At 74.4% G+C, this 22,575-nt stretch carries 23 protein-coding genes, 2 pseudogenes and 1 riboswitch; of the genes and pseudogenes, 14 read left to right on the top strand and 11 right to left on the bottom strand.

Going from position 1 to position 22,575, the window contains the following annotated elements:
• Window positions 1–3 precede the first annotated feature (3 nt).
• Window positions 4–1,911, top strand: a complete 1,908-nt coding sequence (gene dnaG / locus DDW44_RS07750; protein ID WP_108905962.1) for a DNA primase — start codon at window positions 4–6, stop codon at window positions 1,909–1,911.
• 265 nt (window positions 1,912–2,176) lie between these two features.
• A complete protein-coding gene (locus tag DDW44_RS07745) occupies window positions 2,177–3,577 on the top strand; it encodes an RNA polymerase sigma factor (RefSeq protein WP_108905961.1) in 1,401 nt (466 codons plus the stop codon).
• 116 nt (window positions 3,578–3,693) lie between these two features.
• Here DDW44_RS07745 and DDW44_RS07740 read toward each other — a convergent pair whose 3' ends face one another.
• From DDW44_RS07740 to DDW44_RS07720, 5 genes and pseudogenes are all read right to left on the bottom strand, one after another.
• Window positions 3,694–3,834, bottom strand: coding sequence for a hypothetical protein (locus DDW44_RS07740; protein WP_244223982.1), 141 nt, complete (start codon window positions 3,832–3,834; stop codon window positions 3,694–3,696).
• A gap of 4 nt (window positions 3,835–3,838) precedes the next feature.
• Window positions 3,839–3,952, bottom strand: a pseudogene (locus DDW44_RS07735) (ABC transporter permease); the annotation flags it as partial.
• Window positions 3,946–4,200, bottom strand: a pseudogene (locus DDW44_RS07730) (cobalamin biosynthesis protein); the annotation flags it as partial. The pseudogenes DDW44_RS07735 and DDW44_RS07730, both read right to left, overlap by 7 nt.
• Before the next feature lie 31 nt (window positions 4,201–4,231).
• Window positions 4,232–4,390: riboswitch (cobalamin riboswitch) on the bottom strand.
• Between the two features lie 133 nt (window positions 4,391–4,523).
• Entirely contained in the window at window positions 4,524–4,745 is a 222-nt protein-coding gene (locus tag DDW44_RS07725; protein WP_017948852.1) for a hypothetical protein, read from the bottom strand.
• Between the two features lie 12 nt (window positions 4,746–4,757).
• Window positions 4,758–6,077 (bottom strand): inorganic phosphate transporter, encoded by a 1,320-nt coding sequence (locus DDW44_RS07720; RefSeq protein ID WP_018890209.1) that lies wholly within the window; start codon window positions 6,075–6,077, stop codon window positions 4,758–4,760.
• A 476-nt stretch (window positions 6,078–6,553) separates the two neighbouring features.
• Between DDW44_RS07720 and DDW44_RS07715 the strand changes: the two genes are divergently transcribed.
• The 3 genes from DDW44_RS07715 (at window position 6,554) to DDW44_RS07705 (ending at window position 10,076) form a co-directional block, all read left to right on the top strand.
• A complete protein-coding gene (locus DDW44_RS07715) occupies window positions 6,554–7,225 on the top strand; it encodes a class II aldolase/adducin family protein (protein ID WP_108905960.1) in 672 nt (223 codons plus the stop codon).
• Between the two features lie 59 nt (window positions 7,226–7,284).
• Window positions 7,285–8,409, top strand: coding sequence for an alpha/beta hydrolase (locus tag DDW44_RS07710; RefSeq protein ID WP_018890207.1), 1,125 nt, complete (start codon window positions 7,285–7,287; stop codon window positions 8,407–8,409).
• Between the two features lie 215 nt (window positions 8,410–8,624).
• Complete coding sequence (locus DDW44_RS07705; RefSeq protein ID WP_108905959.1) at window positions 8,625–10,076, top strand: hypothetical protein; 1,452 nt, start codon at window positions 8,625–8,627, stop codon at window positions 10,074–10,076.
• Window positions 10,077–10,191: 115 nt separating this feature from the next.
• Here the strand turns inward: DDW44_RS07705 and DDW44_RS07700 are convergent, their stop codons facing one another.
• Window positions 10,192–10,596: a VOC family protein gene (locus DDW44_RS07700; protein ID WP_026165439.1), complete on the bottom strand. Its 405-nt coding sequence runs from the start codon at window positions 10,594–10,596 to the stop codon at window positions 10,192–10,194.
• 194 nt (window positions 10,597–10,790) lie between these two features.
• Window positions 10,791–11,681, bottom strand: coding sequence for a KPN_02809 family neutral zinc metallopeptidase (gene ypfJ, locus DDW44_RS07695; RefSeq protein ID WP_017948858.1), 891 nt, complete (start codon window positions 11,679–11,681; stop codon window positions 10,791–10,793).
• A gap of 389 nt (window positions 11,682–12,070) precedes the next feature.
• Between ypfJ and DDW44_RS07690 the strand changes: the two genes are divergently transcribed.
• The 3 genes from DDW44_RS07690 to DDW44_RS07680 all read left to right on the top strand — a co-directional run bounded on the left by DDW44_RS07690 (window position 12,071) and on the right by DDW44_RS07680 (window position 15,389).
• Window positions 12,071–13,669, top strand: a complete 1,599-nt coding sequence (locus DDW44_RS07690) for an ABC-F family ATP-binding cassette domain-containing protein (RefSeq protein WP_017948859.1) — start codon at window positions 12,071–12,073, stop codon at window positions 13,667–13,669.
• 567 nt (window positions 13,670–14,236) lie between these two features.
• A complete protein-coding gene (locus DDW44_RS07685) occupies window positions 14,237–14,458 on the top strand; it encodes a helix-turn-helix domain-containing protein (protein ID WP_017948860.1) in 222 nt (73 codons plus the stop codon).
• A 139-nt stretch (window positions 14,459–14,597) separates the two neighbouring features.
• Complete coding sequence (locus tag DDW44_RS07680; RefSeq protein ID WP_108905958.1) at window positions 14,598–15,389, top strand: enoyl-CoA hydratase/isomerase family protein; 792 nt, start codon at window positions 14,598–14,600, stop codon at window positions 15,387–15,389.
• A gap of 185 nt (window positions 15,390–15,574) precedes the next feature.
• Here DDW44_RS07680 and DDW44_RS07675 read toward each other — a convergent pair whose 3' ends face one another.
• On the bottom strand, window positions 15,575–16,492 hold the full coding sequence (locus DDW44_RS07675; protein WP_108905957.1) for a hypothetical protein: 918 nt from the start codon (window positions 16,490–16,492) through the stop codon (window positions 15,575–15,577).
• Between the two features lie 107 nt (window positions 16,493–16,599).
• On the opposite strand from DDW44_RS07675, the gene DDW44_RS07670 reads away from it, so the two are divergent.
• The 6 genes from DDW44_RS07670 (at window position 16,600) to DDW44_RS07645 (ending at window position 19,504) form a co-directional block, all read left to right on the top strand.
• Window positions 16,600–17,058 (top strand): Asp23/Gls24 family envelope stress response protein, encoded by a 459-nt coding sequence (locus tag DDW44_RS07670; protein ID WP_017948863.1) that lies wholly within the window; start codon window positions 16,600–16,602, stop codon window positions 17,056–17,058.
• A gap of 24 nt (window positions 17,059–17,082) precedes the next feature.
• Window positions 17,083–17,274 carry a hypothetical protein gene (locus DDW44_RS07665; protein WP_017948864.1) on the top strand — a complete coding sequence of 64 codons (192 nt, stop codon included), beginning with the start codon at window positions 17,083–17,085 and terminating at the stop codon, window positions 17,272–17,274.
• A 6-nt stretch (window positions 17,275–17,280) separates the two neighbouring features.
• The gene (locus tag DDW44_RS07660) at window positions 17,281–17,700 is read left to right on the top strand and encodes an Asp23/Gls24 family envelope stress response protein (protein WP_018890202.1); all 420 of its coding nucleotides are present in this window, start codon (window positions 17,281–17,283) and stop codon (window positions 17,698–17,700) included.
• Window positions 17,697–18,413: a DUF6286 domain-containing protein gene (locus tag DDW44_RS07655; RefSeq protein WP_108905956.1), complete on the top strand. Its 717-nt coding sequence runs from the start codon at window positions 17,697–17,699 to the stop codon at window positions 18,411–18,413. Before DDW44_RS07660 ends, DDW44_RS07655 begins: the two co-directional genes overlap by 4 nt.
• Window positions 18,414–18,418: 5 nt before the next feature.
• Window positions 18,419–18,997, top strand: a complete 579-nt coding sequence (amaP, locus tag DDW44_RS07650) for an alkaline shock response membrane anchor protein AmaP (protein ID WP_108905955.1) — start codon at window positions 18,419–18,421, stop codon at window positions 18,995–18,997.
• Window positions 18,998–19,318: 321 nt separating this feature from the next.
• The gene (locus DDW44_RS07645; protein WP_017948868.1) at window positions 19,319–19,504 is read left to right on the top strand and encodes a DUF6381 family protein; all 186 of its coding nucleotides are present in this window, start codon (window positions 19,319–19,321) and stop codon (window positions 19,502–19,504) included.
• A gap of 249 nt (window positions 19,505–19,753) precedes the next feature.
• Here the strand turns inward: DDW44_RS07645 and DDW44_RS07640 are convergent, their stop codons facing one another.
• From DDW44_RS07640 to DDW44_RS07630, 3 genes are all read right to left on the bottom strand, one after another.
• On the bottom strand, window positions 19,754–20,395 hold the full coding sequence (locus DDW44_RS07640) for a universal stress protein (RefSeq protein WP_108905954.1): 642 nt from the start codon (window positions 20,393–20,395) through the stop codon (window positions 19,754–19,756).
• Window positions 20,396–20,573: 178 nt separating this feature from the next.
• A complete protein-coding gene (locus DDW44_RS07635) occupies window positions 20,574–21,461 on the bottom strand; it encodes a universal stress protein (protein WP_108908760.1) in 888 nt (295 codons plus the stop codon).
• A gap of 355 nt (window positions 21,462–21,816) precedes the next feature.
• Window positions 21,817–22,572 carry an SDR family oxidoreductase gene (locus tag DDW44_RS07630; protein ID WP_018890197.1) on the bottom strand — a complete coding sequence of 252 codons (756 nt, stop codon included), beginning with the start codon at window positions 22,570–22,572 and terminating at the stop codon, window positions 21,817–21,819.
• Window positions 22,573–22,575: the final 3 nt, after the last annotated feature.

Genomic DNA, 22,575 nt, shown 5'->3' with positions numbered 1-22,575 from the left:
CCCGTGGCGGGACGGATCAACGACGACGACGTGAAGGCGGTGCGGGACGCGGTCCCCATCGACTCCGTCGTGTCCGAGTACCTCCAGCTGCGCAACGCGGGCGGCGGCAACCTCAAGGGACTGTGCCCCTTCCACGACGAGAAGTCCCCCTCCTTCCAGGTCAGTCCGAGCAAGGGCCTCTTCCACTGCTTCGGCTGCCAGGAGGGCGGGGACACCATCACCTTCGTGATGAAGGTCGACCACCTGTCGTTCTCCGAGGCGGTCGAGCGGCTGGCGGCCCAGGCCGGCATCACCCTGCGCTACGAGGAGGGCGGGTACAACCCGGCCCACCAGCGCGGCGAGCGCATCCGCCTGGTGGAGGCCCACCGGATCGCGGCCCGGTACTACGCCGAGCAGCTCGACGGCGCGGAGGCCGAGATCGGCCGGAAGTTCCTCGCGGAGCGCGGCTTCGACCAGGCCGCCGCGCAGCACTTCGGCGTGGGCTACAGCCCGGCCGGCTGGGACCACCTCACCCGCTTCCTGCGCGGCAAGGGCTTCTCCGACAAGGAGCTGCTGCTCTCCGGTCTCTCCCAGGAGGGCCGCCGCGGCCCCATCGACCGCTTCCGCGGCCGGCTGATGTGGCCGATCCGGGACATCTCCGGCGATGTGGTCGGCTTCGGCGCGCGCAAACTGCGCGACGACGACAACGGGCCGAAGTACCTGAACACCCCGGAGACCGCGATCTACCGCAAGTCGCAGGTGCTCTACGGCATCGACCTGGCGAAGAAGGAGATCGCCAAGTCCAGCCGCGCGGTGGTCGTCGAGGGGTACACGGACGTGATGGCCTGCCACCTCGCGGGGGTCACGACGGCGATCGCGACCTGCGGCACCGCGTTCGGCGGCGACCACATCAAGATCCTCCGCAGGCTGCTGATGGACAACGGCAGCGCCAAGGTGATCTTCACCTTCGACGGTGACGCGGCCGGCCAGAAGGCCGCGCTCCGGGCCTTCGAGGACGACCAGAAGTTCGCCGCGGAGACCTTCATCGCCGTCGCCCCGGACGGCATGGACCCGTGCGATCTGCGGCTCGCCAAGGGCGACGAGGCCGTGCGCGAGCTGGCCGAGCCGCGCAACCAGCTGTTCGAGTTCGCGATCCGGCAGATCGTGAAGACCTACGACCTGGAGACGCCGGTCGGCCGGGCCGCCGCCCTCGACGAGGCGGCGCCCATCGTCGCGCGGATCAAGAACAGCGCCTCCCAGCACGAGGTGGCCGTCCAGCTCGCCGGCCTGCTCGGCATCCTCGACACCCAGTTCGTGGTCCGCCGCGTCGCCCAGCTCGCCCGGTGGGCACGGGAGCGGGGGAACGGCGGCGGCCGGGGACCGGCCCCCGCACACCCCTCCCCGCCGTACGGCACCGCACCCCCCGCCGCGCGTCCCGGCGGGCCGGCACTCCATCTGCGCAGCCCCGCCCACCGCACCGAGCGCGAACTGCTGAAGCTCGCGCTCCAGCACCCGGAGCTGGTCTCGCCGGCGTTCGACGCCTACGGCGCGGACGAGTTCACGGCCCCGCCGTACGCCACCGTGCGCCAGGCGATCGCGGACGCGGGCGGCGCGGAGTTCGGCGTCCCCGACCCCCCCGGCTATCTGGCCCGCGTCCGGGAAGCCGCGCCCGACGACTCCGTCCGCGCCATGGTCACCGAACTCGCGGTGGAATCGGTCCACTCCAGGACCGTCGACGAGAGCTACGCCGGCGTCCAGCTCGTCCAGGTCCGGCTGCGCGCCGTCGACCGCCGTATCCGCGAGGTCCAGGGCACCCTCGCCCGTCTCGGCGCCCAGGCCGACGCCCAGCAGCTCGCCGCCGTGCAGAACGAGCTCTGGGTGCTCCAGCAGTACGCCCAGTCGCTCCGCAACCGCGGCGCCGACGCGCTCTGAGGAGCCCTGGCGCCGACGCGCTCTGAGGAGCCCCGGCGCCGGGCGGCCGAGGGCGCGCCCGGCGGCTCTCCGGGCCGGGCGGGGAGCCGGACCGGCCGGGGAACCCACCCCGCCCCCCGCGCCGCCCACGCCACACCACCGGGCGGTCCGCCCACGGCACCCGCACCACCCGGCCCACCGGTAACCGGCCGGTCACGCACCGGACGCAAAAAGTCACCGCACGCCCCTCGTGGCGGTGATGTGTCGTACCCCACACTGGGGGGCGGTGCCTGAGTCCCCGGAGCGCGGCCGGTCCACGGCAGGTGGGCCACTCGATCCCGCGGATCCGCTCATCGTGTACGGGACGGACAGCGGCCCGGCCGCCGTCCCCGTCCCGCTGCTGTCTGCCCCCCGACCGGCAGCACCCACCCTGGAGGTCGCCCCCGTGCAGACCCGCACCCTGACCGAAGCCGAACCGTTCGCGGCGGTCCCGCCGCAGAGCCGGGCAGCGCACCACCCCGAGAACGAGCCCCCTCCGATGCCGGACGCCATGGCGGCGGAGGACGGGCCCGGGGCGGCGGACCCGCCCGAGCCCGCCGAGTCCCGCGAGTCCCGCGAGTCCCGCGAGCCTGCCGGGTCCCCTGAGTCCCCTGGGGCCTTGGGTTCTCCCGAGCCCGCCGAGTCCCCTGAGCCCGCCGAGTCCCCTGAGCCCGCCGGGTCGTTCGAGCTTCTCGAGGCTCCCGTGCCGCCGGCCCGCCGGGACGCGGGCGGCCACGCCCCCTCGTCCGACCTGTTCCGGCAGTACCTGCGGGAGATCGGGCGCATCCCGCTGCTCAGCGCCGCCGAGGAGGTGGAGCTCGCCCGCCGGGTCGAGGCGGGCCTCTTCGCCGAGGAGAAGCTGGGCAGCACCCCCGACCTCGACTCCCAGCTCGCCCTCGACCTCGACCGGCTCGTCGTCATGGGACGGATGGCCAAACGCCGGCTGATCGAGGCCAATCTGCGGCTCGTCGTGTCCGTCGCCAAGCGGTACGTCGGGCGCGGGCTGACCATGCTCGACCTCGTCCAGGAGGGCAACCTCGGGCTGATCCGCGCCGTCGAGAAGTTCGACTACGCCCGCGGCTACAAGTTCTCCACGTATGCGACCTGGTGGATCCGCCAGGCCATGTCGCGGGCCCTCGCCGACCAGGCCCGGACGATCCGCGTGCCCGTCCACGTCGTGGAGCTCATCAACCGCGTCGTGCGGGTCCAGCGGCGTCTGCTGCAGGAACACGGCTACGAGCCCACGGCGGAGGAGGTCGCCGCGCAGCTCGATCTCGCGCCCGAACGCGTCGGCGAGGTGCTGCGGCTCGCCCAGGAACCGGTGTCGCTGCACGCACCGGTCGGCGAGGAGGACGACGTCGCCCTCGGCGACCTCATCGAGGACGGCGACGCCGCGTCCCCCGTGGAGTCCGCCGCCTTCCTGCTGCTGCGGCAGCACCTCGAAGCCGTCCTCTCCACGCTCGGCGAGCGGGAGCGCAAGGTCGTCCAGCTGCGCTACGGACTGGCCGACGGCCGGCCCCGCACCCTGGAGGAGATCGGCCGGATCTTCGGCGTCACCCGGGAACGCATCCGCCAGATCGAGTCCAAGACGCTCGGCAAGCTGCGCGACCACGCCTACGCCGACCAGTTGCGCGGCTATCTGGACTGAGTCCCGCCGGGTCCCGGACGCACGGAACCGCCGGACCCCGGCCGCGCGCCCCCGCCGGCCCGGGATGAACGGACCGCCGGACCCCGGCCGAACGGACCGGCCGGGCCCGGCGGGCGTCACCCGCGAGCGGCGCCGGCGCCCCGCGCCGGGACGGCCTCGACGCCTTCGACCGCCTTGGCCGTCTCGACCGCCTTGGCGGCCTTGCGGCCGCGACCGCCGAAGGTGACGGTGAGTTCGTCCACATCGAGCAGTGGCATGACATCAACCTCGCAGCTTCGGGTCGAGGGCTTCGCGCATGGCCTCGCCGAGCAGGGTGAAGCCCAGGGCGGTGACGATGATGGCGACCGCCGGGTACATCGACATCATCGGCGCGTTGAGGCCGCGGCCAGCGCGCCCGCGGCGACCGCGCCCCCGGCGCACACCGCGGTGTGCAGGGTGCCCCAGCCGCGGTGGTCGTGCCAGAGTCTCCGTTCGACCGCGGCGGCCGCCCGCCCGAAGACCGCGACCGGGTGCCCGCGGCGTGGATCGCCGAGGAGCAGGTCACCGGCCAGTCCGGCGGCGGCGCCGTACGCGAACGTGATGTCCGGGCGCGGCAGAGCCGGCCCCCCGGGTTCGGCAGGCATGTTCGTCCTCACTCAGGGTCCGCGCCCCGGCTCGACGTGACCGGCGGCGAAGAGTTCCTGGCTCCGGGGTGCTCCCTGGTGCTCCTGGGGGAGCGCACCCGTGACAGTGGCGGGACCGCGCCGGATTCGCACCGGCTTCCTCTTCTGCCGCCGTAAGTGGCCCCGGAAGTCCACCACGGGCCCCGAACGCCCGTCAACTCGCCCTTGACCTGCGACGGGACAGGGCGCACGGCCGGCGCGGCGGGGGTGCGGGGCGGGCATGCGGCAGGGGCCGGGCACACCCGGAGGTGCGCCCGGCCCCTGCCGGAGGTCGTGCCGCGGCGTCAGACCACGATCAAGTAGATCCCGAAGGCCACGGCCGCCGCGCAGAGCGCGAAGCAGGCGTACGCGCCGGTGCGGGCGAGGCCGGCCGAGCCTCCCTGCGCGGCCGCGGCCTCCTGCCTGGAGAGACCCGCGATGCCCAGGGTGAACAGGCCCACCAGGGCGACGGTCACGACGAGGCTCACGCCGAAGACGGAGCCCAGAGCTACCCAGTCGATCTTCATGTCGTTCTTTCCTTACACCGTGGCGGCGGGCGCCGGAGCGGACTCGGAGGCCTGGGCCGGGACGGGGGCCGTCAGCGCGTCGGGCTCGGTCGCCGGGGCTGCCGTGGACGCGGCGGACGCGGTAGACGCGGCGTCCGGTGTCCCGGGCTCGGTCGCCGGGGTCGCCGCGACGCCGGCCGGGGGCGGGGAGACGGCCGCGATGGCGGTGGTGACGACGCCGGCGGGCTCGATCTCGTCGTCCGTGACATTGGTGTGGTCGACCGGCTTGCGGCGCGAGACCGTCCAGATGGCCCCGGAGCCCGCGACGAGCAGCACGGCCACGGCGGCGATGCCCCAGGTGCCCTGCTTGGTCAGGAACTCGGCGGCCGCGGCGACCAGGCCGGCGGCGGGCAGGGTCAGGCCCCAGGCGACGAACATCCGGGTCGCGGTGGACCAGCGGACCACACCGCCCTTGCGGCCGAGGCCGGCACCCATCACGGCACCCGAGCAGGACTGGGTGGTGGAGAGCGAGAAGCCGAGGTTCGAGGAGGCCAGGATGACCGTCGCGGCACTGGTCTGCGCGGCGAAGCCCTGCTGCGGCTGGAGGTCGGTCAGCCCCTTGCCCATGGTGCGGATGATGCGCCAGCCGCCGAGGTAGGTGCCGAGCGCGATCGCGACACCGGCGGAGACGATGACCCACATCGGGGGGTTCGAGCCGGGCGCGAGGACGCCTCCGGTGACCAGCGCCAGGGTGATGACGCCCATGGTCTTCTGCGCGTCGTTGGTGCCGTGGGCGAGGGAGACCAGGCCGGCGGAGGCGATCTGCCCGGCGCGGTAGCCCTTGGAGGTGGACCTGTTCTCGGTGGTGCCGCCGATGCGGTACGTCAGCCTGGTGGCGACGAGGGCCGCGAGGCCGGCGACGAGCGGCGCCGCGACGGCCGGGATCAGGACCTTGGTGACGATCGTGCCGCCGTTGACGGCCGAGAACCCGGCGGACATCACGGCGGCGCCGATGAGGCCGCCGAAGAGGGCGTGGGAGGAGCTGGACGGGAGGCCCAGCAGCCAGGTCAGCAGGTTCCAGAGGATCGCGCCGACCAGCGCGGCGAAGATCACCTCTGGCCGGATGCCCTCCTCGTTGATGATGCCGCCCGAGATCGTCTTGGCGACCTCGACCGACAGGAACGCGCCGACCAGGTTCAGCACGGCGGACATCGCCACTGCCGCCTTCGGTCTCATCGCACCCGTCGAGATGGTCGTCGCCATGGCGTTGGCGGTGTCGTGGAAGCCGTTCGTGAAATCGAACACGAGTGCTGTCACGACGACAATCGCGAGCAGCAGGGTGATGTGCTCCATGAACCGGGTACCCAGGCAATCGTTCGGATGGTAGTGGCGCGGGTGAACGTAGGGTTGTCGAGTGAACGGAAGGTGAACTGGGATGGGCTGCGGAGTGTCTCCAAGTGGGTTGCGGTCCCTCCGCTTGTGTCCGCGGCGGCGCACCGGAGCCCCCGGGCCGGGTCCGCGCCGCCCGCCGTCGCCCCGAACTGCGGGCCCGTAGCGGTCGTCGGCGGCCGCACGGCGGCCTCCACACGACCCGGCGGCGTCGCGCGGATGAACGGCGGAAGAGATTCTGGTCACTCCGGACCTCCCGCGGCGAGTCCCGCGGTCAGTTGCGGCCGATCGGCCGGCCGGCGCCGGGCCGCCGGCGGCCTCGCCACCTCCCCGCCGCAGTGCCCGTGGCGGCCTCGCCACCTCCCCGCCGCAGTGCCCGTGGCGGCCTCGCCACCTCCCCGCCGCCGCTGCCGCCCGCCCCGGCTGACAGGATCGCCCCCATGACCGAACAGGAGCACGAAGCGATATCCCGGGCCTGGTCGGACCTCGTGGCCACCGCCCGCAGAACCGTCGCGGACGGCCTCGTCGTAGGGACCTCGGGCAACGTCTCCGTCCGCGTCCCCGCCGCCGACGGCGACATCGTGCTGGTCACCCCCACCGGGGTGCACTACGACCGGCTCACCGCCGCGGACGCCGTCGGTGTCCGCCTCGACGGCCGGCAGGTCCTCGGCGAGCTCACGCCCACCAGCGAGCTCCCGATGCACCTCGCGATCCACCGCACCACCGACGCGGTGGCCGTCGTCCACACCCACGCCGTGCACGCCACCGCCGTCTCCACCCTCGTCGACGAGCTGCCGCCGATCCACTACATGACGGCGGCCCTCGGCGGCCCCGTCCGCGTGGCCTCCTACGCCCTGTACGGGACCGACGAGCTGGCCGCAAACCTGCTCCGCGCCCTGGAGGACCGCACCGGCGCGCTGCTGCGCAACCACGGCACGGTCACCTACGGAGCCTCGCTCGGCCAGGCCTTCGACCGCACCGCCCAGCTCGAGTGGATGTGCCGGCTGTGGCTCGTCGCCCGCTCCGTCCCCGGACACACCCCCACCCTGCTGTCCGAACCGCAGGTCCGCGAGGCCGCCGAGAAGCTCCGCGGCTACGGCCGGCACCGCTGACGTCACTCCCGCCACCCGGTCCACTGGCACCCCGGCTCGGACCTCACCACACTGGAACGGTGCGCCCGGCAACAGCGACGGCAGCGGCCGTCACCACCCTCATCGGTCTCGGCGTGGCCGCGTTCGCCGCCGGCCGGTACGCCAGCGACGCCGCGCTGAAGCCCACCGGACGGCCCCTGCCCGGCGAGGGGCGGCTCACCGTGCACGCCACCGGTCCCGGCCGGGTCACCCTCACCCGCAGCCTCGTCTCCCAGCGGCCCGGCATGTACGGGCTCTGCGGGCACGGTGTGCACGCGGTCGCCGGTCCCGTGCTGGACCAGGTGCCGCACGCGGCCGACACCGTGGTCCGCCGGCTGGAGCGGGTCGAGCTCGGCAGCCTCGGCCCCGGCACCAAGGTGCGGCTCACCCCCCAGCTGCACGTCGGCGACCCGGGCGGCGCACTCGGCATCGACCACGAGGACGTGGACATTCCCGGCGAACTCGGCCCCCTGCCCGGCTGGTTCGTCCCCGGCCCCCGCTCGGTCTGGGTCATCCTGGTGCACGGCCTGGGCACCACGCGCGAACTCACCATGAACCTGATGCCGTTCCTCACCGAACAGCGCCTCCCCGTACTGGCGCCCGCCTACCGTGGCGACCCCGGCGCGCCCGCGCCGCCCGACGGCCTCGGGCACCTCGGCGACTCCGAATGGCGCGACCTCGACGCCGCCGTACGCTTCGCGGTCCGCGGCGGCGCGGAGCGCGTGATCCTGCACGGCTGGTCCACCGGCGCGTCCATGGCCCTGCACGCCGCCGCCAACTCCGCGCTGCGCGAGCGGATCGCCGGACTCGTACTGGACTCCCCGATCCTGGACTGGGAGACCACCCTGCGCTCCCTCGCCGCCGCCCGCCGGATGCCGGCCGCCCTGCTCCCGCTCGCCGTACGCGCCGCCCAGGGGCGCACCGGACTCCACGGCGACCGGCTCAGAGCGGCCGCCGATCCGGACGCCCTGCGCGTACCCACCCTGGTCTTCCACGGCCCGGACGACACCATCGCCCCCTGGGGCCCCTCCCGGGAACTGGCGGCCCGGCGGCCCGATCTGGTCAGCCTGCAGACCGTGGCGCACGCCCCGCACGCGGCGATGTGGAACGCCGACCCGGCCCGCTACGAGGAGGCCCTGCGGCGCTTCCTCACGCCCCTCGTCTGAGGCCCGCCCGACCCCGAGAGCCCGGCCTGAGCCCGATCCCAGCCCGGCCCGTCCCTTCCCGACCCGGGCCCGTCGAAAGGTCCCTCCGCAGCCGCCCGGCAGGCCCCCCCTGACAGCCCCTCGGCAGTTGCCCGGCAGGCCCTCTGACGGCCCCTCGGCCCGGGCTCCCCCGTTCCGATTGGGCTTTCGGGCCGACAGCGGGGAGACTGCTTCCCGTGACGTCCCGTAACCTGCGCGACTCCAGGCTCCGTCTTGTCCGCCCACGGCCCACCGCCACGGCCCGCCGCGCCGCGACGAACCGGCGCACCCGCCCCGCTCCGCGCCCGCCCGAGGGAACTCCGCCGACCGCGGAGCTGGCCGGCCAGGCGCGCGAGGTCCTCGCCGACGCAGTGCGCATCGCCCGCTGGGCGGCCTCCCATCACGCCGAGGGAAGCGCCGCCGACCGGGACCGGGCCGCCGGGGAACTGCGCCTGACGCCGGGACAGGTCCACGCGGGCTGGGACCGCGCCCGGCTGGCCGGGCTCGTGGAGCTGCACGGAGGCACGGCACGCCCCGGCTGGCGGCTGAACGCCTGGGAGCGGGACGACAGCGCCGTCCTGCGCGGCTGGGTCGCCCTCTTCGACGCCTGGCCCCTGGTGCACCCCGCCCCCGCCGAGGTGGCGCCCGCCGCCGTCGCCGAGGCGGTGGAGGCCGTCCCCCAGGTGCTCTCCCTCCTCCAACTGTCCGCCGGGCCCGTGCTCCTGCCGGCCCTGCTCGATCTGCTCCGGCAGCGGGTGGCGGAACTGCGCGAGGAACGCTGCGAGGTGCCCTACGGGCCGGAGCCCGCCCCCGCCGACGCCGCCCCCGCCGACGCCGCGGCCACCGATGTGGCAGCCACCGACGCCGCGGGCTCCGACGCCGCGGGCTCCGAGGTGGCGGCCGCCGTCCTCGCCGATCCGCCCGAGACCGTGCTCCCCGCCCTGCTCGACTGGGCCCTGGAGGGCCTCGCCGCCGTCGGCGCACTGACCCTCGGCGACGGTCACGCCACCCTCACCCCGCTCGGCAGCTGGGCCGTGTGGGTCAAGCTCGAGCAGATCTGCGTCGCCGCCCAGAGCCCCGCGGGCCACATCGAGCAGTCCGCCGAGGAGATGCTGCGGGGCTGCGCCCGGCTCAGCCCCGGCCCCGCCCGCGCCGAGTACCGGGCCTGGCTCGCCGCCCGTACCGTCTCCAGCGCGGTCAGCGAACTCGTGGCCGCCGCCCGCGGTGAGGACGCCCTGCTCCGCGGCCTGGCGTTCGACGCCCTCCGGGTCGTCGGAGCGGCCGCCGAGGCCGATGTCCGCGCCGCGGCCGAGGAGCCCTCACTGCGCCCCTACGCCCTGCTGTGGCTGGCCGAGTACGAGGGAGCCGATCCCGACGACGCCGCCGAGGTGCTCACCCGTGAGGAGGCGACCTGGCTCTGGGTGGACACCGCCGCGGCCGTCGCCGACCACGGCGAGAGCGCCCTGCTGGTGCGTCATCTGGACTCGGCGGTCCAGGGCACCGTCCCCGCCCTGCTCGACGAGGTCAGGGCCGTGGGCCATCCGCGCACCGTGCAGGTCCTGGTCGCCCTCGCGGCCGCGCACCCCGACCCGGCCCTGGCGAAGGCCGTCAGACGGGCGGCCTTCCAGGTGCACACCGGAGGCTCGTGACCGCGGTGGCCCTTGCGGGCCGTCCCGCCCGCAAGGGGACCACCCACCCGCGCCGAGGGACCACCCCGGCGCATCACCACGGACCGCCCGCGGGGGATCACGACCGCGGGCGGCCTCAGGACTCCCCGGCCCCAGGCCGGTATGTGCCGAAGCTCCAGACGTTCCCCTCCAGATCCCGGGCCGTGTAGTCCCGGGCGCCGTAGTCCTGGTCGGTGGGCGGCATCAGGATCTCCACCCCGTGCGCCACCGCCCGGTCGTGGTGCGCGTCCGCGTCGTCCACATGGACGAAGACGCCGGCCGGACCCGCGGACGCCATGAGCTTGTCGAACTCGCTGCCCGTGCCCTTGCTGCCCAGCATCACCACCCCGTTGCCGTACGCCAGCTCGGCGTGCGCCACCGTGCCGTCCTCGTTCTCGTACACCGCGCTCCGGGTGAAGCCGAAGGCCTCCGTGAGCTGTTCGATCGCGGCCCTGGCGTCCCGGTAGAGCAGTGTGGGGCAGATGCTCGGTGCCTCCGCCATGCTGATCACCCCTTTCACCCCTTCTCCGCGTTCTCGGCGAGTCGTCCGCGTACCGAAAGGCCTGTTCGGCACGCGTGCCGTCCTGTGCGCGCATGGTGCTCCGGGCGCTCCCCCCCCCCGTTCGACGGCGGGATGCGACCCGGGCCCCAGTCTGGCAGGGGGTGCTGACAACGCCCGGCGGCCGCCGCGACGGTTCACCGGAAGGTGTCGCACCGGGCCATGTCACCGGTGCGGTAGCCGTGGTGGAACCACTGCCGGCGCTGGGTACTCGAGCCGTGCGTCCAGGTCTCCGGGGTGACCCGGCCCTGGAGCCGCTCCTGGATCCGGTCGTCGCCCACCGCCGCGGCAGCGTCGAGCCCGTCGCGGATGTCCTCGTCCGTCAGCCGGGTCAGCAGCGGCCGCCCGGTCCTGTCGTCCGGCGTGCTCGTCGCATGCCGTGCCCACACCCCGGCGTAGCAGTCCGCCTGGAGTTCCAGGCGCACCGCGTTGCTGCCCTCGCCCTGCCGCCGGTCCTGCGCCCGGGCGAGGGTGCCCATCTGGTTCTGGACGTGGTGCGCGTACTCGTGCGCCACGACGTACGCCTGTGCGAACGGACCTCCGGTCGCGCCGAACCGGTCGCGCAGCTCGTCGAAGAAGCCGAGGTCCAGATAGACCTTCCGGTCGGCCGGGCAGTAGAAGGGCCCCACGGCGGAGGTCGCCGTTCCGCAGGCCGTGGCGACCCGGCCGGTGAAGAGCACGGTCGAGGCGTCCGCGTAGCGGCCCCCGCGCCTGGCGTACTCGGCCCGCCAGAAGTCCTGCAGGCTGTTGACCACGGCGACCACCCGGCAGTCCTCGCGGGTGTTGGCGTCGGAGCCCTTCCGGCAGGACTCCGCCACCCGGGCGGCGGAGTCGGAGCTCGGCTCGGGGGCGGTGCCGCCCTCGGTGAGCCCGAGCTGGTCGGGGCCGACGCCGAGGAACAGGGCGAGGAGCAGTGCCAGAATCCCGGCGACGCCACCGCCCACGGTCGCCCTCCCGCCGGGGACGCGGCTGCGGCGCGCATCCCGGACCTCCGAGGTGTCCAGGTCGGCGTCGTCGTCGAACTGCATGCCCCGAGTATCGATCAGCACGGCGCTCCCCGCCCCCGGTGGCAGTCTGCCCGGGGCTCCCGCCCGGCCGCCCCCGGGGCCCCGGCCCGAACCCCCGCCGCCCCCACCGGACTTCCCGCCCCGGGAGCGCCGGACTTCCCGCCCCGGGGCGCCGGGGCCGGCCCGGACCCGCCCGCCGGTGGGGGCAGCCGCTGCCCCGGCCGCGTGGGCGCAGGGGCCTCCCGCCCCGCGGGCGCGGGCGTCCCGGCGCCGTGGTCAGCGCCACAGAAATCCGGTTGCCCGGTCCCGGTAGACTGGCCGCATGGCAATTCTCCTCATGGATTAGACGGCGTCGAAGCCTCCGCGCGCCCCGTCGTCCTTCCGCCGTCCATCCGTCCTGGAGTCTTTCCGTGATCACCGCTTCCGGCATCGAGCTGCGTGCCGGCGCCCGCGTCCTCATCGAGTCCGCCACCTTCCGCATCGCCAAGGGCGACCGCATCGGCCTGGTGGGCCGCAACGGAGCGGGCAAGACGACCCTCACCAAGTGCCTCGCCGGCGAGGGCATCCCCGCCGCCGGCCAGATCGCCCGATCGGGCCACGTCGGCTATCTGCCGCAGGACCCGCGCACCGGCGACCTCGAGGTGCTCGCCCGGGACCGCATCCTCTCCGCCCGCGGCCTCGACGTCCTGATCCGCAAGATGCGCGAGAACGAGCACCGCATCGCCACCGGCAAGGGCACCACCCGCGACAAGGCGCTCAAGCAGTACGAGCGCCAGGAGACCGAGTTCCTGACCAAGGGCGGGTACGCGGCCGAGTCCGAGGCGGCCACCATCGCCGCCGCGCTCAACCTGCCGGACCGGGTGCTCGGACAGCCGCTGCACACGCTCTCCGGCGGCCAGCGGCGCCGCGTCGAGCTCGCCCGGATCCTGTTCTCGGACGCCGACACGCTCCTGCTCGACGAGCCCACGAACCACCTCGACGCCGACTCGATCGTCTGGCTGCGCGAGTACCTGAAGACCTACCGCGGCGGCTTCGTGGTCATCTCCCACGACGTCGACCTCGTCGAGACCGTCGTCAACAAGGTCTTCTACCTGGACGCGAACCGCTCCACGATCGACGTCTACAACATGGGCTGGAAGCTCTACCAGCAGCAGCGCGAGGCCGACGAGAAGCGCCGCAGGCGGGAGCGCCAGAACGCGGAGAAGAAGGCCGCGGCGCTCAACGCCCAGGCCGACAAGATGCGGGCCAAGGCCACCAAGACCGTCGCCGCGCAGAACATGGCCCGCCGCGCCGAGCGGCTGCTGGCCGGTCTGGAGGAGGTGCGTCTCTCCGACAAGGTCGCGAAGCTGCGCTTCCCCGAGCCGGCGCCCTGCGGGAAGACCCCGTTGACGGCGGAGGGGCTGTCCAAGTCGTACGGCTCGCTCGAGATCTTCACCGATGTCGACCTGGCCATCGACAAGGGCTCCCGGGTGGTCGTCCTCGGCCTCAACGGCGCCGGCAAGACCACCCTGCTGCGGCTGCTCGGCGGAGTGGAGAAGCCCGACACCGGCGAGGTCCTGGAGGGCCACGGGCTGAAGCTCGGCTACTACGCCCAGGAGCACGAGACGCTCGACCCGGACCGCACGGTCCTGGAGAACATGCGCTCCGCCGCGCCCGACCTCGACCTCGTCGAGGTCCGCAAGGTGCTGGGCTCCTTCCTGTTCTCCGGCGACGACGTCGACAAGCCGGCCGGGGTGCTCTCGGGCGGGGAGAAGACGCGGCTGGCGCTGGCCACCCTGGTGGTCTCCTCGGCGAACGTCCTGCTGCTCGACGAGCCGACGAACAACCTCGACCCGGCCAGCCGCGAGGAGATCCTGGGCGCTCTGCGCACCTACAAGGGAGCGGTCGTCCTGGTGACCCACGACGAGGGCGCCGTCGAGGCCCTGCAACCGGAGCGGATCATCCTGCTGCCGGACGGGGTCGAGGACCTGTGGGGCAAGGACTACGTGGACCTCGTCGCCCTGGCGTAGGGCCTTTCGTCTGGATCTCGCCGGGCTCGCGTGCCCCGGCACCGCGCCTCGCCGCGTTGCCGTCGGTCACCGACGCTCCGCGTCGAGCTCCTTCTCCGCCTGGTGATCCACGGCGCCGGGCCCCGTGCCTGAGACCGGCCGGCCCGGGGAGGGCTGACGGCGTCCGGGCCGTGATCCTCCCGGCCGGTCCGAGCGGTGCCCGGACCGGCCGGGAGGGCCGGGGCCGGGGCCATCCATCCGGACTGATCCACTCCGTATGGATCATTCGGCTCACGCGTGATCCTTCATCTGAGTGAGTGCGTCTCGTACCGCGGCGTGGCGGTCCGCGGCGGCGATCCGTCACCCCCGCGACCCGGTGTCGCGAACGAGGGGGCCCCTGACCTGGAATTTCGGCCTCCGGGCCACTAAGACGCCCCGGTGGCGATCATCGGAACAACGCGTTCCGATCGCGTTCGGGCGTATACCGCGGCCGAAGCTCGTCGCACGGACCTTGTCGAATGGGTGGCCATGAAGCCCGGTAGGGGTGATCATGAGAGTCCAGAGCGCACTTCCCATGAGGAGGCACGGGTGGCCGAGACTCTGAAGAAGGGCAGCCGGGTGACCGGCGCCGCGCGCGACAAGCTCGCGGCAGACCTGAAGAAGAAGTACGACTCCGGTGCGAGCATCCGGGCGTTGGCCGAGGAGACCGGCCGCTCCTACGGATTCGTCCACCGGATGCTCAGCGAGTCCGGGGTCACGCTGCGTGGACGCGGCGGGGCGACGCGGGGCAAGAAGGCCGCTTCGACCTGACGCCCCGGTTCCCGAGCGTGGTCTGAGGCCGACCGGTCTCCGGTGCCGGCCACCCGGCCGATCCCACGGCCGACCGGGTGGTTACTGTGCAGTCACTTGACTCTCGCTGCACTGACCGCACCGGAACCGGAGGCACCTCATGACTTCGCTGGACTCTGTGCTCGACAAGGACGGCGTACGGCTCACCGTCGAAGACGCGGTGGCCACGGTGACCCTCACCAACCCGGCCAAGCGCAATGCCCAATCTCCCGCTCTCTGGCGGGCGTTGGCCGAGGCCGGGCGGTCGCTGCCGGGTACCGTGCGGGTGGTCGTGCTGCGCGGCGAGGGCAAGTCCTTCTCCGCGGGGCTCGACCGGCAGGCCTTCACGCCGGAGGGATTCGACGGCGAGCCGTCGTTCATCGATCTCGCACGCGGCTCGGACGCCGAGCTCGACGCCGTCATCGCCGAGTACCAGGAGGCGTTCACCTGGTGGCGCCGCAACGACATCGTGTCCATCGCGGCGGTCCAGGGGCATGCCATCGGTGCCGGGTTCCAGCTCGCCCTGTCCTGCGACCTGCGGGTCGTGGCGCAGGACGTGCAGTTCGCCATGCGCGAGACCAGTCTGGGCCTGGTCCCCGACCTCACGGGGACCCACCCGCTCGTCTCGCTGGTGGGCTATGCCCGTGCGCTGGAGATCTGCGCCACGGGGCGCTACATCCAGGCCGACGAGGCGGAGCGGATCGGCCTCGCGAACCTCGCCGTGCCCGCGGAGGAGCTCGACGCATCGGTGCGGGACCTGGCCGCCGCGCTGCTCGCCGCGCCGCGTGACGCGGTGATCGAGACCAAGGCGCTGCTGCGCGGTGCCCCGTCGCGTACGTACGAGGACCAGCGCACCGCCGAGCGCGCCGCGCAGGCACGCCGCCTGCGCGACCTGGCGGGCCTCGCGGACTGACCGACGCGGACCGGTCCGGCTCGCGGCCGGTCCTCCCGGGTGGGGGCCGGTCGCGCTCGGCGCCGGCCCGCGCCCGGTGAGGGTCCGGGGCGGGGGGCCGCGGTATGCGGCGACACCAAGGGGGTTCGCCGTCCATGGTCACGGCCGTCGCCGCTGCCCGGCGTACCACGGTGGCCGTAAGGCGTTCATGCGCCGAGACCGACGTCCGTGACGAGGACGGTCACGGGAAGGGGCGACGGCAGGACCGAGGTGACCGCGGCGCGGACCGCGCGGGCCACCTCCACCGGATGATGACCCGGCGCCGTCGCGCATTCGACCCGTACGGACGACTCGTCCGCCCGAACGGCCGCCCCGAGTGTGCCGGTGAGCCGGGCGACGCCCGGAACCGCGGCCGCGGCGGCGGCGATGGCGTCCGGCGGCTCGCCGGCACCCGCTCCGGGAAGCCGGCCACCGGCGCCTTCCACGGCCTGCTGCCCGGCGCCTTCCGGTCCGACGGCGGCCGTGCGCCCCGGTTTCCGCGCGCAGTCCGCGGCACGCGCCCGGTCCGTCTGGGCCGGGTCCGTCTCCGCCCGGTCCGTCTGGGCCGGGTCCGTCTCCGTCCCGTCCGTCTCCACCTCCCGCGGCCCGGCGGCGACCGGCCCGCCGTCCGGGGACGGGTCGGCGGCCACCGGCGTTCGCGTTCCGGCCGGTTCCGGCGGCCCGTCCAGCAGGGCCGTGATCCGGAGGTCCACGGCCGCGACCCGCAGTCCGAGCCGCTCCCCGGCGGCGGTGAACAGCGCCCCGCGCAAGCGCTCGGCCGGCTCGACCAGGGGTACCGCGCCGATGGCCGCGAACTCCGCCTCGATCCGCAGGGGCCCCGGCGGCAGCGCGGCAGGGGGAGGCGGGACGGCCGGCGTTCCGGCCGAGCCGGGGTCGGCGAGCCCGACCCGGATACGGCCCGGCAGCACGCCCGGCACTCTCTCGGCGGCCCGCCGCAGCACCTTCTCGGCGGCCTGTTCGGCCAGCCAGGCGCCGTCCCTGGGAGCGCCGAGCGGTAGCAGTCTGCCCAGTCGCAGCCGGGCCCGTACCGCCCCGGTCCAGCCCTCGGCGCCCGTCATCCGCATTGCCTCGTCATTGCTCCAGCCTGCCGCATTCCCCGGCGCGGGAGCGGGCAAGGGGACTTAGTGTGGTCAGCGTAGTCGGGAGTTCACCACCGCTCGGAAAGGTACGCATGGCGATGACCGACACGGATGTCAGTGTGACCAAGGAATCGGCCGCCGCGGTACGGCGGGGCGGCGGCGACCCGGGCACCCGGGGCCGTACCACCATCGCCGACGGCGTCGTCGAGAAGATCGCCGCACTCGCGGCCCGCGACGTGGTCGGTGTCCATGCGATGGGCAGCGGCCTCTCCCGCACCTTCGGCGCGGTGCGCGACCGGGTGCCCGGCGGCAAACCGCCCGTCACCCGTGGGGTGAAGGCCGAGGTCGGTGAGAAGCAGACCGCGCTCGACCTGGAGATCGTCGTCGACTACGGCGTCGCGATCGCGGACGTGGCCCGCGCCGTGCGGGAGAACGTCGTCGCCGCGGTGGAGCGGATGGCCGGTCTCGAAGTCGTCGAGGTCAACATCGCCGTCGGAGATGTGAAGCTGCCGGACGAGGAAGACGAAGAGACGGAACCGCGGATCCAGTAGCGGAGCTCAGGAGAGGAGCCCGGGATGAGCATGGCGGTTGCCGGTCTGCTGGCCGGGATGGCGCTCGGATTCGCCGGGTACTTCGGCGGGTTCGCGGCGTTCCTGCTGGTGGCGGCATTGGGGGCGGTCGGGTTCGTCGTCGGGCGCATTCTCGACGGCGACCTCGAACCGGGCGACTTCTTCCGGGGCCGCGAACGCGGCGACCGGCGGGGGTGACCGGGGGTGGCCGCCCAGACGCCCCCGCCCCCGGTGCCGCCCGCGGCCGCACCCCCGGACCCCGGAGCGCACACGCGTCCCGAGGCGAAGGGGATTCCCCCGTCCGAGCGCGGGGCGACCACCATCGCCGACCGCGTCGTCGCGAAGATCGCCGCGCAGGCGGCCCGCGAGGCACTCGCGCGTGTGCCGGAGGGCGGTTCCGCCCCCCAGGCGGCGGTCGCCGTGCACCACGGCCACGCCCGGGTGCGGATCGGCCTGGAGCTCGACTACCCGTGCGACATCGGCGGACAGTGCCGGGCCGTGCGTCGGCAGGTCGCCGAGCGGGTAGAGGCGCTGGCGGGAATGGCGGTGCCGGAGGTCGCCGTACGGGTCGAGCGGCTGCACTCCTCCCACACGCGCCGGGCTGCCGAGGGGAGGCTCCGATGAGCGAACCGGTCGAGGGATCCGTACGGGACGGCGAACCGGTCGAGCAATCCGTACGGGACGGCGAACCGGCCGCTCCCGCCGAACGGGAAGCCGAACGGGAACTGGACCAGTCGGCCTCCGGCGCGGCGTACCGGCCGGTGCCCGGGACCGCCGGGGACGACGGCGCCGACGGACGCTTCTGGTCACGGCGGCGGGTCCCCGCCGCGCTGCTCGCACTGCTGGTGGCGGCCGGTGCGGGCCTGCTGCTGTTCGACATCGCCTCGGTACGCGCCGGCCGGCCGGGGATGCGCTGGCGGCGGTCGCTCGCCGGCGAACTGGCGAGCAGACCGCTGGACGACACCTGGGTGCTGGCCGGCGCCGCCGCGGCCGTCCTGGCCGGAGTGTGGCTGGTGGTGCTCGCGGTGACACCGGGGCTGCGGAATCTGCTGCCCATGCGCCGCCGGGCCGGCGACGCGGACGTGCGTGCCGCGCTCGACCGGGACGCGGCGGAACTGGTGCTGCGCGACCGGGCGGTGGAGGTCTCCGGGGTGCAGTCCGTACGGGTGCGGGTGAGGCGGTCCCGGGTCGCGGTGCGGGCGGTGTCCCACTTCCGCGAACTCGACGAGGTCCGGTCCGACCTGGACACCGCGCTGGGCGACGGCATCCGCGAGCTCGGACTGGTGCGGCGGCCGGCCCTGTCCGTGCAGGTGCGCCGCCCGGCCGGGAAGGGGTGAGGGGAATGCTCCGGGTCGTCAACCGGGTCCTGGTCGGGCTGGCCGGTCTGCTGCTCGTGCTGCTGGGCGGAGCGGTGCTCGCGGCAGGGCTCGGGCTGCCGGTGCCCTCCTGGTGGCCGTGGCGTGGGCCGGAAGCCGTACTGCTCGGCGAAGCGCGCCGGCAGCGGTGGGAGGACCAGGGCTGGTGGTGGCCCGTGGTGATCGCCGCGCTGTCGGTGGTCGTCCTTCTCGCCCTCTGGTGGCTGCTGGCGCAGTTCCGCCGCTCTCGGCTTGGCGAGGTGCTGGTGGACAGCGGTGACGGGGAGGGCGCGCTGCTGCGGGGCCGTGCCATGGAGGCCGTGCTCGCGCGGGAGGCCGAGGACCTGGACGGCGTGGCCCGCGCCCAGGTCGCCCTGTACGGCCGCCGCACCGCTCCGGCGGCCCGTGTGCGGCTCCTCCTCGAGCCCTTCGCGTCACCCGGCCGGACGCTGCACCGCTTCTCGGCCGGGGCCCTGACCCACGCACGCGACTCGGCGGGGCTGGCGTCGCTGCCCGCGGAGGTACGGCTGCGGGCCCAGAAGCACCGGGCTCGGCGGGTGACTTGAGCGGGGCCGAGGGTCGCGCGGCGGGGAGCCTCTCGGACGGAGCGCCCCCGTCATGCCGCCGCCCTTCCACGGCCAGGGCCCGGTTCCGGACCCGGTTCCGCGAGCCTGTCGCCGCGAGCGTGCCGCCGGGGGAGATCCAGCCTGCTCCACTCGTTCGGCGCGGCGGTCACCTCCGCGGGCGCCGCCGAAGGTGCTTCCCTTCGGCCGGTGCCCCGAGCGCCCTCCGTTTCCGGCATGAGCGGCGTTCGGGATGCGCGTGGCCAGGGGCACTGGTTCGCTGAGAGTGGTCCGCTGAAGTCGACACCGAAGGAGGTCATCAGCATGTCGGACGAGGTCGGCGGCCGGGTACGGCAGATGCGGCAGAAGGCCGAGGAACTGAAGCAGGCCGCGGAACGCGTGAACGATCCCGAGGAGAGCCGGCGGCTCAAGGAGAAGGCGCGCAGGCTCCAGGAGCAGAGCGAGCAGGAGAGCGCGATGGGGTCGGGGGACGTCTACCCCATGGAGTGACACTCCGTGCCCGTACGCGCCGGCCGGTGATCGCGCATGTCACCGGCCGGCGCGTGCACGCTCCCGCGCAGGCCCGCCCGGCGCCCGTGCGGAGGGACGCTGGAGGACGCTGGGGGATGCCGGTGCCGTGAGGACATCGGGAGGCATCCCGGGCCGGGCTCCGGACGGGCCGTGCCCGGCCGCCCGGGAGCGGGTGCGGTGACCCATCCGGTGACTCATTCGGTGACTCATCCGGCGCCCGTCGGCACCTCACCCGGCGGCCTCCCCGGAGGGTGCCTGCCGGTGCTCGCCTGCCACGAGCACGGGAACGGCGTGCTGACGTACCAGTTCCCGGGCGACGTTGCCGAGCAGCCGGCGTGACAGGCCCCTGCCGTGCGTGCCGACGACGATGAGGTCGATGTCCTGCTCTCTGGCGTAGTCCACCAGAGCCTGCGCCGGTGGGCCCGAGATGATGTCCCATTCCGTCACCCGCCCCCCGCTCCGCTCGGCGACGGTCTCCAGACGGCTCCTGGCCGCGGTGATGCTCGGGTCCCCCTCGTCGTCGGCCGCGTCGTACCCCACGACCTCGACCGCGACGAGCGCTTTCGCGTACGGCCCCAGCAGTTCGACGGCCAGGTCCAGGGCGGCCTGCGATGCTCTGGAGCCGTCCACACCCACCAGCACGCGCAGGCCGCCCGGCCCGGGCGCACCGACTTCCATCCGCGCGAGCGGTCCCACACGGCGCGGCTGGATGCGCTCGCTGGCGACCAGGGCCAGGATCGGCCCGAAAACGGCACCCATCAGCAGCCACCCCCAGTGGTGGTAGCCGCGTCGAGCCATCCACCAGGCGGTGACGAGGCCGATGGCGATCCAGGCCCCCACGACGACGAGGACGAACGCGAGATCACTCATGGCGGTTCCAGGACGGGGACGGGGCGGCAGGTCGCGCGTGACGGCAGGACTGCCACCGGGGTACGGGGGAGTGGCCGGTCGGCACCCCGTGCGGGGGGGAACGGGGCGCTGTTCGGCAGGACGGGCGCGGCGCGCGCCGCCCGCGTGGTAGCCGGCTCGTCGCGGCGCACCGGGAGCCTCACCGCCGGGTGTCGGACGCCCGGACGACGACGACCGGGCAGTGCGCGTGATGGAGAAGGGCCTGGCTGACCGATCCGAGGAGCAGACCGGTGAACCCGCCGCGGCCGCGGGCACCGACGACGATCAGCCCGGCGCTCCCGCTCGCCTCGATCAAGGCCTCTCGGGCACCGCCCCGTACGGCGGACTGCTCCACCGCGACATCCGGGTACCGCTCCCGCCGGCCGGCGAGGGTCTCGGCCAGCAGCCGCTCCTCACCGGCGGCGAGCACCACCGGATCCAGCGCGTTGGGCATCGACGGGTCCTGCGGCGGGGTGACGGCCACGCTCCACGGCGTCCACGCGTGCAGCGCGACCACGCCGGTGCCGCGAAGGACGGCCTCCCGGAAGGCGAACTCCACCGCCCCCTCACCGGCCGGTGAGCCATCGGCTCCCAGCAGGATCGGGCGGGTGTCGTCGACCCGGCCCCTCACCACCATGACCGGGCAGCGGCCGTGAGCGGCCAGGTGCACCGCCGTCGAACCCAGCAGCAGCGCGCCGAACCCGCCGAGCCCCCGGCTGCCGACCACCACCAGCGGTGCCGTGTGCGACTCGGCCTCCAGCACCGTCAGCGCCTCACCCGTCACCACCGCGTTGCCGACCTCCACCTCGGGGGCCGCGGAACGCGCATGCTCCACCGCCTGCGCCACCAGCTGTCCGACCATGTCCCGCATCCCGCCCTCCGCGGGACCGAGCGGCGACGACCCGAGCGGCACATGCATCGCGGGCCAGAGGAACGCGTGCACCACCTTCAGCCCGCACCCCCGCAGCCGTGCTTCCCGAGCCGCCACCGACACGGCGTCCAGACTCGACGGTGAACCGTCCACGCCGACGACGACCGGCCCGCTCACCGCGGGCCTCCCGGCCGCCGCCACGGCTCCCGGCCGCGGTGGGAGGACCCGCCGGTCCGCGCCCGGCGCTCCGTGCCGTCCTGCCGGGCGGCCGGTTGGGCGGTACATCCAGTGATCACGGTGTCCACCTCCTCCTCACTCATCACACTTGTTCATGTGTGCGCGAAGCGCCAATGAGGAAGACGGGCCCACCCCCGGGTGGCCGGACGACGGCGCGGCCCGGCCGGGCCGCGCGAGGGAAGGCGGTGGGCGGACCCGACCGCCGGGCCGCTCGGACGCGACGTCCGGAGACGGCCCGGGGCACCTCGTCGGAAGCCGGATCCTGCCCCGCCGCGCAGCGCCGGCGCCGCCCCCGTCAGAAGCCGGACCTCGCCCCGCCGTCCACCGGCAGCATCACCCCCGTGAGGTACGACGCCGCGGGCGAGAGCATGAACGCCGCCGTGCGCCCGAACTCCTCCGGGGTGCCGTAGCGCCGCAGCGGGATACGGGACTCGTTGGCGGCACGGGCCGCGTCCGCGTCCCCCGACAGCGAGTCGAGCTCGCGCACCCGGTCGGTGTCGATACGGGCGGGCAGCAGTCCCACCACGCGGATCCCGCGCGGACCCAGCTCGTCCGAGAGCGACTTGGCGAAACCGGCCAGGCCGGGACGCAGGCCGTTCGAGATGGTGAGGCCGGGGATCGGCTCGTGGACCGAGCCGGACAGCACGAAACCGACGACCCCGCCCTCGCCCAGCGCCGCCGCCGCGCCCCGCGCCAGCCTGACCGCGCCCAGGAACACCGACTCGAAGGCCGCCTGCCACTGCTCGTCCGAGTTGTCGGCGACGAATCCCGGCGGCGGGCCGCCGACGCTGATCAGTACGCCGTCGAAGCGGCCGAAATGCGCCCTTGCGGCTCCGATCAGCCGCTCGGCGGTCTCGGGGGCGGCGTTGTCGGCCGCGACGCCGACGGCGTCCGGGCCGATCTCCGCCGCCGCGTCCGCGGCCGCCTTCGCGTCCCGCCCGGTGATGATCAGCTTCGCGCCCTCGGCCGCGAGTGCCCGGGCGGCTGCGTTGCCCAGTCCGCGGGTCGCGCCCGTCACGACGTAGACACGGTCCTTCAGTCCAAGATCCATGGC

It is taken from the genome of Streptomyces tirandamycinicus, from assembly GCF_003097515.1.
Taxonomy (GTDB): Bacteria; Actinomycetota; Actinomycetes; order Streptomycetales; family Streptomycetaceae; genus Streptomyces; species Streptomyces tirandamycinicus.
This window is presented reverse-complemented; position numbering and strand designations above follow the sequence as displayed.